Here is a 1,051-nt window from a genome sequence, read left to right as displayed (position 1 = left end):
ACCGATGCACAGAAACAGCAGCTGCAACAAATCGCCAATGAGCTCGGCTTGCCCTATCAACAATTGATGCTTGCTCCGCCGTGGCAGCCTTAACCATCCAAATGGCTCAAGTACAAAAACTGGGGTACCACTCAGAACTTGGCGTAGACACCTATCTCATTCAAAAAGCACATCAACATGGTGTTCCTCTTCATCCGTTGGAAAGTGCGCAATTTCAAATCGATCTACTCACCAAGACACCTCAAGATGGCAAAGAATTGCTGATTAGTGCGCTGTCAGAGTTTAGTGAAAGTAAGCAGTTACTCGCTTGTTTGGTTGAGAGCTGGCAAAAAGGCGAACAAACAAAAACTGGTGGAGTTCGCTAACCTGTCAGAGATCTCCCCTGAGTTGGAAAAAGCCATGCTGACGGATAGAAATCACGATTGGGTGCAAAAGCTCTCTCAACTTGCTCAAGAGGAACCAGGGCATTATGCGGTGGTGGTCGGAACGTTGCATTTGGTGGGCAAAGAGAATCTCATTGCGCTACTTGAGCAATCTGGTTTTAAAGCAGAGCAACTGACCCAAAGCCAGCCTGCGCAATGCCATTTCTAACGTTGGCTGCCTCATAACACGTAGTTCAACATCAGCGAGCAAACTTTATCTAAAACTAAAACGACGAAAGCCTGCTAAAAAGCAGGCTTTCTTAAAGTGGTCGGTGAAGAGGAATTCGATCGGACTGGCGTTCCAGCCCCCGTTCTCTACAACCCAAAACATTGCAAARGCCCTACATTTCTGCAGGGCCTTTTCTTAATATGGCCGGTGAAGAGCCATATTCTAACGTCAGGCGAACCCCACGAGGTTCAACATCAGTAAGCAAGCTTTGTCTAAAGCCAAAACGACGAAAGCCTGCTAAAAAGCAGGCTTTCTTAAAGTGGTCGGTGAAGAGGGATTCGAACCCCCGACCCTCTGGTCCCAAACCAGATGCGCTACCAAGCTGCGCTATTCACCGAGATGTTTTACAGAAACTTTATTCCGTCAACGGATGCGTATATTACGGATTCTGACTGACGAC

The 1,051-nt window shown here is 47.3% G+C and carries 2 protein-coding genes and 1 tRNA gene; 2 read left to right on the top strand and 1 reads right to left on the bottom strand.

Going from position 1 to position 1,051, the window contains the following annotated elements; genetic code table 11:
• The first annotated feature begins 101 nt into the window (after window positions 1–101).
• Window positions 102–365 (top strand): TraB/GumN family protein, encoded by a 264-nt coding sequence (locus CIK04_RS34165; RefSeq protein WP_325205867.1) that lies wholly within the window; start codon window positions 102–104, stop codon window positions 363–365.
• Entirely contained in the window at window positions 352–591 is a 240-nt protein-coding gene (locus CIK04_RS34160; RefSeq protein ID WP_325205866.1) for a TraB/GumN family protein, read from the top strand. The genes CIK04_RS34165 and CIK04_RS34160 overlap by 14 nt, the downstream gene beginning before the upstream one ends.
• Window positions 592–911: 320 nt before the next feature.
• Here CIK04_RS34160 and CIK04_RS26705 read toward each other — a convergent pair.
• A tRNA-Pro gene (locus tag CIK04_RS26705) sits at window positions 912–988 on the bottom strand.
• Between the last annotated feature and the right edge of the window lie 63 nt (window positions 989–1,051).

It is taken from the genome of Vibrio sp. 03_296 (genome assembly GCF_002265885.1).
This window is presented reverse-complemented; position numbering and strand designations above follow the sequence as displayed.